This window comes from Streptomyces sp. NRRL WC-3742 (assembly GCF_000720635.1).
In the GTDB taxonomy this organism is placed as follows: domain Bacteria; phylum Actinomycetota; class Actinomycetes; order Streptomycetales; family Streptomycetaceae; genus Kitasatospora.
Map to the genome: position 1 here is coordinate 78,394 of NZ_JOCF01000027.1, position 6,995 is coordinate 85,388.

A 6,995-nucleotide genomic window follows, 5' to 3' on the forward strand; every position below is an offset into this window, starting at 1 on the left:
GGGAGAGTCCGTGGAACCCGTCCTTATCGTTTTGGTCGTCCTGGTCGTGGTGGCCTTCATCGCGCTGATCAAGACGATCCAGGTCATCCCGCAGGCCAGCGCCGCGATCGTGGAGCGCTTCGGCCGCTACACCCGGACGCTCAACGCGGGCCTGAACATCGTCGTCCCGTTCATCGACCGCGTCCGCAACCGCATCGACCTGCGCGAGCAGGTCGTGCCGTTCCCGCCGCAGCCGGTGATCACCCAGGACAACCTGGTCGTCAACATCGACACCGTCATCTACTACCAGGTGACCGACCCCCGCGCGGCCACGTACGAGGTCGCCAGCTACATCCAGGCGATCGAGCAGCTCACCGTCACCACGCTGCGCAACATCATCGGCTCGATGGACCTCGAGTCCACCCTGACCTCCCGCGAGGTCATCAACGCGGGCCTGCGCGGCGTCCTGGACGAGGCGACCGGCAAGTGGGGCATCCGCGTCAACCGCGTCGAGCTCAAGGCGATCGAGCCGCCGACCTCCATCCAGGACTCGATGGAGAAGCAGATGCGCGCCGACCGTGACAAGCGCGCCGCGATCCTCACCGCCGAGGGCCAGCGCCAGGCGCAGATCCTCAAGGCCGAGGGTGAGAAGCAGGCCGACGTGCTGCGCGCCGAGGGTGAGGCCCAGGCGGCCGTCCTGCGCGCCGACGGTGAGGCGGCCGCGATCCGTACGGTCTTCGAGGCCATCCACGACGGCGACGCCGACCAGAAGCTGCTCGCCTACCAGTACCTGCAGACCCTGCCCGAGCTGGCCAAGGGCGACTCCAACAAGCTGTGGATCATCCCCAGCGAGGTCGGCGACGCGCTCAAGGGCCTCGGCGGCGCCTTCGGCGGCCTGACCGGCAACGGCGGCGGGATGAACGGCGGGGCCGTCGCCGCGCCGAGCGCGCCGGCCGCGCCCCCGGCGGCCACCCAGGTGCCGATCGACCCGGCGGCCGGGCCGCGGCCGGTGGACGTCGAGAAGGGCGCCGCCCGCCCCCGGGTGGACCCGACGCGGGAGTACCCGAAGATCGACCCGCAGTGAGTGTTCGCTGAAGCTCGCCGAGGGCCCGCTGCCGTGCGTACGGCAGCGGGCCCTCGCGCTTTCCGTGTGGCGTACGTCCCGAATGGCGGTCGGCTCTGGTCCGGCCGCGGGCCCGTCCGGCATGATCACCCCCGGCACGAACGGACAGGGGCAAGAGGAGGGGTGACCCATGACGCTCTGGGAGGCCGTCGCCGTCCTGGCGGCAGGCGTCGGCGCCGGGATGATCAACGTGATCGTCGGCTCCGGCACACTGATCACCTTCCCGGTGCTGCTCGCCGTCGGCATCCCGCCGGTCACCGCCAACGTCTCCAACTCCTTCGGCCTGGTGCCCGGTTCGCTCAGCGGCGTCTACGGCTACCGCCGCGAACTGGCCGACCAGGGCCGCCGGCTGCTGCGCCTGGGCACCGCCTCGCTGCTCGGCGGGCTCGTCGGCGCGATGCTGCTGATCAAGCTGCCCAAGGGCGCCTTCGACGCGATCGTCCCCGCGCTGATCCTGCTGGCGCTGGTGCTGGTGGTGATCCAGCCCAGGGTCGCGAAGTTCGTCGCCGCCCGGCGCCGCTCCGACGGGGACCCGGACGGCAGCCCGGTGCTGCTCGTCGGGGTGTTCCTCACCGGCATCTACGGCGGCTACTTCGGCGCCGCGCAGGGCGTGCTGCTGCTGGCGCTGATGGGGATGCTGCTCCAGGAGGAGCTGCAGCGGATCAACGGGGTGAAGAACGCGCTCGCGCTGATCGTCAACGGCGTCGCCGCGCTGTTCTTCCTGTTCACCTCGACGGTGAACTGGACGGCGGCCGGGCTGATCGCGGTCGGCTCGCTGGTCGGCGGGCTGCTCGGTGCGAAGGTCGGCCGCAGGCTGTCGCCGCTGGTGCTGCGCGGGGTGATCGTGGTGGTCGGCCTGGTCGCCGTCACCAAGCTGCTGCTGAGCTGAACCCGCGCGATGATGGCCTCGCCACCATCTCCGACCACCTCCGAGTACCTCCGACCAGCTTCGACCACCGCGACGGGAGCGAACCCATGGGCAGCAGGGACCGGCTGAGCGAGGACGAGATCACGGCGGCACTGGCGGCCCTGCCGCAGTGGACGCGCGAGGGCGGCAGCATCGCCCGCAGCGCCGACGCCCCCGACTTCCCGGCGGCGATCCGGGTCGTCGTCGCCGTCGCCGAACAGGCCGAGGCGCTGGACCACCACCCCGACATCGACATCCGCTGGCGCACCCTGCGCTTCGTCCTGTCCACCCACAGCGCCGGCGGGCTCACCTCCCTGGACTTCGCCCTGGCCGGCCGCATCGACGAAGCCCTGGGCGCCGAGTCCGCGACGTCCTGAGACCGGCCGCCCCCCGCTCGTCGGCCGTTCTCAAGGCCGGAGGGTCGGTTTTCGGCCGGGCGTGAGATGCTGACTGCCGCAATCGGCAGGACGCGTCGGCTCGGAGGGACGGAACGGATGGCGCAGGAGCCCTTCGGAGACGCCCACGCCGGGCAGCAGCAGCCCTGGTACCCGCAGGAACAGCAGGAACAGCAGGAACAGCACGGACCGCAGCAGGACTGGGCCGCCTACCAGCACCAGCAGCAGCCGGGCTGGGACGCGTACGGGCAGGCCACGCCGTCGTACGGGCAGGGCGGCTACTACGAGCAGCAGGGCGGCGGGTACGGCCCGACCGGCTACGCCGAGGGCGGGTACGTCCAGGAGCCGTACCAGGGCTACCCGGCGTACCAGGACCACGGGCAGCAGCAGGCGTACCCGGCGTACGCGTCGCCGGAGGACGGGATCTACGTCCCGGAGGGGGCCGAGTACTCGACGGACGGGTACGTGCAGCTCGCCGGGGAGCCGGCCGAGGCCGCCGTCGAGGAGGCCGCAGAGGAAGCCGTCGCGGTGGAGGAACCCGTCGTCGCGCCCTCGCGGTCGTCCTCCCGGGCCGCCGCCCGGCGCGGTGCCCAGGGAGCCCAAGGGACTTCGGGTGGCTCGCTCGCGGCCCGGGCCAAGGCGGCCCGGGACAAGGTGCTGGCCGGGGACCACGTGCCCAGCCGCCGCGCGCTGCTGGTGCGCGCGGGTGCCGGCGCCGGTGCGCTCGCGGTGCTGGTCGCGGCCGGGCTGATGGTCGGCATCGAGGGTGACGGCGGCAGCGCTGCGGCCGACAGCGGCGGCGAGCCGGGCTTCTCGGTGGCGCACTCCCGGGTCTGGGCCGCGCAGCCCGCCGCGGCCGTCGAGCCGGGCGCCGACGACACCCTGGTCGGCAGCTGGCTGCTGCCCGACGCGGTGGTACGGGCCGACGCCTCCGGTGTCCGCGCCTACGACCGCACGGGCGGCAAGCCCACCTGGTCGGTGGAGCCGCCGGCCGCCGGGGCCGTCCCCTGCGGGTTGTCGGCGGGCGTGAACCAGGCCGGTCTCGGCGCGGCGCTCTTCCGGGCGCAGGCCGACCCGAAGAGCCCGTGCACGCTGGTCGCGGCCGTGGACACCAGGACCGGCAAGACCGCCTGGACGAAGGCCGTCTCGGACGCCAAGGGCACGTACTCCGCGCGGGTCGGCGTCACCGAGGACAAGGTGATCGCGGTCGGCGACGACCGGGCCATCGCCTGGGAGTCGGCGGACGGCAAGGACGTCTGGCAGTACACCGGGCAGGGCAAGTTCTGCACGCTCTCCGGCGGCGTCACCGGAAAGACCGTGATGGTCGCCTCCTCCTGCGCCGACTCGACCCCCGCCGACCAGGCCGTCGCGCTCAACACGGCGGACGGCAAGGTGAGTTGGTGGCGGGGCCTGAACAACCAGCCGAAGACCGTCACCGTGCTCTCGGCCGAGCCCGCCGTCGTCCTCACCACCGGCGCCAAGCCCGAGGACGACCGGGTGTTCGCCTGGGGGGCGAACGGGGACCCGGCCGCCGAGATCCCCGTGACGGCGGACGGAGGCCGACTGGCCGTCGCCCACGGCACCTTCTCGGCCACGCCCGAGGTGTTCTTCCAGGACCGCACCCTCGTCGCCGCCCTCACCCCGACCGGCGGCGGGCCGCTGTCCGTGGCCGGGTACGACCTGGACACCGGCAAGCAGCGCTGGAAGGCGGCGACCGGCGCCAAGGGCATCGGCCGGGTGGTCGGCCTGGACGGCGGCGCGGTGGTGCTCGCCGTGGACGAGCGCCGCGACCAGCCCGCCCACCTCAACAGGTTCCCGGTGGCCGGCGGCCAGGAGTCGACCGGCGGGAACTTCCCGGCCGGGACCGGCTCGCTGCTGGTCTCCGGACGGGTGCTGATCGGTGGTGGGCAGGTGGTCGTGGTGCCCGAGCACTCGGGCAACTTCGGCACGGCGGCGGGCTACCAGGCCAAGGGCTGAGCCCGCTCCCGTCCCGTCAGGCGGCAGGGACGCTCTCCGGGCGGCCCGGTATCGCCGGCAGCCAGTCGGCGAGTTCCCTGGCCTCCGAGCCGCGCAGGCCCAGCGCCAGCATCAGCGTCGCCTGCGGCGTCGGCACGAACGGCCGGCGCAGCAGCCGCATCCCGGCCTGCTCGGGCGTGCGGTCGGCCTTGCGCTGGTTGTCCTCCGCGCAGGCGGCCACGGTGTTCATCCAACTGTCCTCGCCACCACGGGACTTCGGGTGCAGGTGGTCCACCGTCGTGGCCCGCCGCCCGCAGTACGCGCACAGGTGCTGGTCCCGGGCCAGGACACCCCGCCTCGACCACGGGGCCTGTTGTCGGAACGGAACCCGTACGTACCTCTGCAGTCTGATCACCCGAGGAACCGGGACACTGACGCCCGTACCCCGGATCGAGCGCAACGGATGCGCCTGCTCCACCACTGCCTTGTCCTGGAGCACCAGGACGACGGCACGCTGGAGCGACACCGTCGTCAGGGGCTCGTAGCTCGCGTTCAGAACCAGCGTGTTGCGCACTCGGCACACCCTTCCCACGGGCGTGCCAGGGTGGCACGACCGTCTCCACACACGTCACTGCCGCCGCGCGGCGGCGAAACCACTCTGACCGGGCACGCAGCCGACGAACAACGGAATTTCCGGTATCGGGCAGGAGCTTGCCGGGGCGCTCGGGTCGCGGAGAGGGCGCACACGGTCGCGCACGCCCGTCCCGGAAGGGCGCCCTCGGGGAAAACTCGCTGGCCGGAACCGCGTAGGCTCTATCAGGCTGGAGTCGTACCGACCCGGGGCCCGCAAACGAATCGGGCCGGAACCGGGCGGACGCCCGATCGAAGGAGAAGCGTGACCGTGACGGACATCGTCGACGAGCTGCGGTGGCGTGGGCTGATCGCCCTGTCCACCGACGAGGACGCACTGCGCAAGGCGTTCGCGGACGGCCCGGTCACGTTCTATTGCGGCTTCGACCCGACGGCCCCCAGCCTCCACCTCGGCAACCTGGTGCAGATCCTCACCATGCGCCGCATCCAGCAGGCGGGGAACCTCCCGCTCGGCCTGGTCGGCGGCGCCACCGGCCTCATCGGAGACCCGAAGCCCACCGCCGAGCGCGTGCTCAACGACCCCGAGACCGTGGCCGGCTGGGTCGAGCGCCTGCGCGGCCAGATCTCGCGCTTCCTCGAGTTCGAGGGCCCGTACGCGGCGCGCATGGTCAACAACCTGGACTGGACCTCCGGGATGTCGGCCATCAGCCTGCTGCGCGACGTGGGCAAGTACTTCCGCGTGAACAACATGATCGCCAAGGAGGCCGTCGCCCGACGGCTCAACTCCGACGCGGGCATCAGCTACACCGAGTTCAGCTACCAGATCCTCCAGGGCATGGACTACCTGGAGCTGAACCGCCGCTACGGCTGCACCCTGCAGACCGGCGGCAGCGACCAGTGGGGCAACCTCACCGCCGGCACGGACCTGATCCGCAAGGCCGACGGCAAGGGCGTCCACGCGCTGGCCACGCCGCTGATCGTCAAGGCTGACGGCACCAAGTTCGGCAAGACCGAGTCCGGCACCGTCTGGCTCGACCCCGAGCTGACCACCCCGTACGCCTTCTACCAGTTCTGGCTGAACGCGGACGACCGGGACGTCTCCAACTTCCTGCGGATCTTCAGCTTCCGCTCGAAGGAGGAGATCGAGGAGCTGGAGCGCGAGACCGCAGAGCGCCCCGCCGCCCGCCTCGCGCAGCGCGCCCTCGCGGAGGAGCTCACCACCCTCGTGCACGGCGCAGACCAGTACGAGCGCGCGGTCGCCGCGTCCAAGGCGCTGTTCGGGCAGGGCGAGCTCTCCGACCTGGAGGCCCCGACCCTGGCCGCCGCCCTGGCCGAGGTACCCAAGGCCGAGGTGACCGAACTCCAGCCCGTGGTCGACCTGTTGGTCGCCGTCGGCCTGGCGCCGAGCCGCTCGGCCGCCCGCCGCACGATCAAGGAAGGCGGCGCCTACCTCAACAACGTCAAGGTGACGGACGAGGAGGCCGTGCCGACCGAGGCCGACCTGCTGCACGGCCGCTGGCTCGTCCTGCGCCGGGGCAAGCGCAACCTGGCGGCGGCGGAGCTGACGCCGGCCGGCTGAGTGGCTGGCTGAAAACGCACGTGCTCCGAGCTGCGGCTCTGAGCCCCGAGGACCGGATCTGGACAGATCCGGTCCTCGGCGTTTGACGATGTCCTCCAGGTGGCCTAGTGTTGAACGAGTCGCTGGAACGGCCACTCCACTCAGCGCACATCACTCTCACTACTCGACAGCCCATGCAGATGGGTCTCGTTGGCGTTCCCGTCAACCGGTGTGAGCGTGAATTTCGGGAAAATCTCGGAATGCGCTAACGTGGTGGTCGTCGCGAAAAGCGGCCCCGGCCAGTTCGGGAAATCGGATGAATGAAACTCCGGAAAACGGAGCGGAAAACATCTGATAAGCTGGAAACACGAAAGAACGAAGCGCCCAGAGGGCCCGCTGGAAGGCGGTCCGAAGGAAGCGTCCGTTCCTTGAGAACTCAACAGCGTGCCAAAAGTCAACGCCAGATATGTTGACATCCCCGGCCTT

At 71.4% G+C, this 6,995-nt stretch carries 7 protein-coding genes; 5 read left to right on the plus strand and 2 right to left on the minus strand.

All coding sequences use genetic code 11. The features are described from left to right. The first annotated feature begins 10 nt into the window (after nucleotides 1-10). The 4 genes from IH61_RS0116990 (at nucleotide 11) to IH61_RS0117005 (ending at nucleotide 4,381) form a co-directional block, all read left to right on the plus strand. On the plus strand, nucleotides 11-1,063 hold the full coding sequence (locus tag IH61_RS0116990; RefSeq protein ID WP_031070491.1) for an SPFH domain-containing protein: 1,053 nt from the start codon (nucleotides 11-13) through the stop codon (nucleotides 1,061-1,063). A gap of 169 nt (nucleotides 1,064-1,232) precedes the next feature. After that, nucleotides 1,233-1,991, plus strand: coding sequence for a sulfite exporter TauE/SafE family protein (locus tag IH61_RS0116995; RefSeq protein ID WP_031070494.1), 759 nt, complete (start codon nucleotides 1,233-1,235; stop codon nucleotides 1,989-1,991). Between the two features lie 86 nt (nucleotides 1,992-2,077). Next, the gene (locus IH61_RS0117000) at nucleotides 2,078-2,386 is read left to right on the plus strand and encodes a 4a-hydroxytetrahydrobiopterin dehydratase (RefSeq protein ID WP_031070496.1); all 309 of its coding nucleotides are present in this window, start codon (nucleotides 2,078-2,080) and stop codon (nucleotides 2,384-2,386) included. Between the two features lie 117 nt (nucleotides 2,387-2,503). Further along, the gene (locus tag IH61_RS0117005; protein WP_031070498.1) at nucleotides 2,504-4,381 is read left to right on the plus strand and encodes a PQQ-binding-like beta-propeller repeat protein; all 1,878 of its coding nucleotides are present in this window, start codon (nucleotides 2,504-2,506) and stop codon (nucleotides 4,379-4,381) included. A gap of 16 nt (nucleotides 4,382-4,397) precedes the next feature. Here the strand turns inward: IH61_RS0117005 and IH61_RS0117010 are convergent, their stop codons facing one another. Further along, entirely contained in the window at nucleotides 4,398-4,934 is a 537-nt protein-coding gene (locus IH61_RS0117010) for an HNH endonuclease (protein WP_031070500.1), read from the minus strand. Nucleotides 4,935-5,261: 327 nt separating this feature from the next. On the opposite strand from IH61_RS0117010, the gene tyrS reads away from it, so the two are divergent. Then, the gene (gene tyrS, locus IH61_RS0117015) at nucleotides 5,262-6,530 is read left to right on the plus strand and encodes a tyrosine--tRNA ligase (RefSeq protein ID WP_031070502.1); all 1,269 of its coding nucleotides are present in this window, start codon (nucleotides 5,262-5,264) and stop codon (nucleotides 6,528-6,530) included. A 140-nt stretch (nucleotides 6,531-6,670) separates the two neighbouring features. Here the strand turns inward: tyrS and IH61_RS48550 are convergent. After that, on the minus strand, nucleotides 6,671-6,995 hold a 325-nt coding region (locus IH61_RS48550), incomplete at its 5' end, for a hypothetical protein (protein ID WP_234327205.1).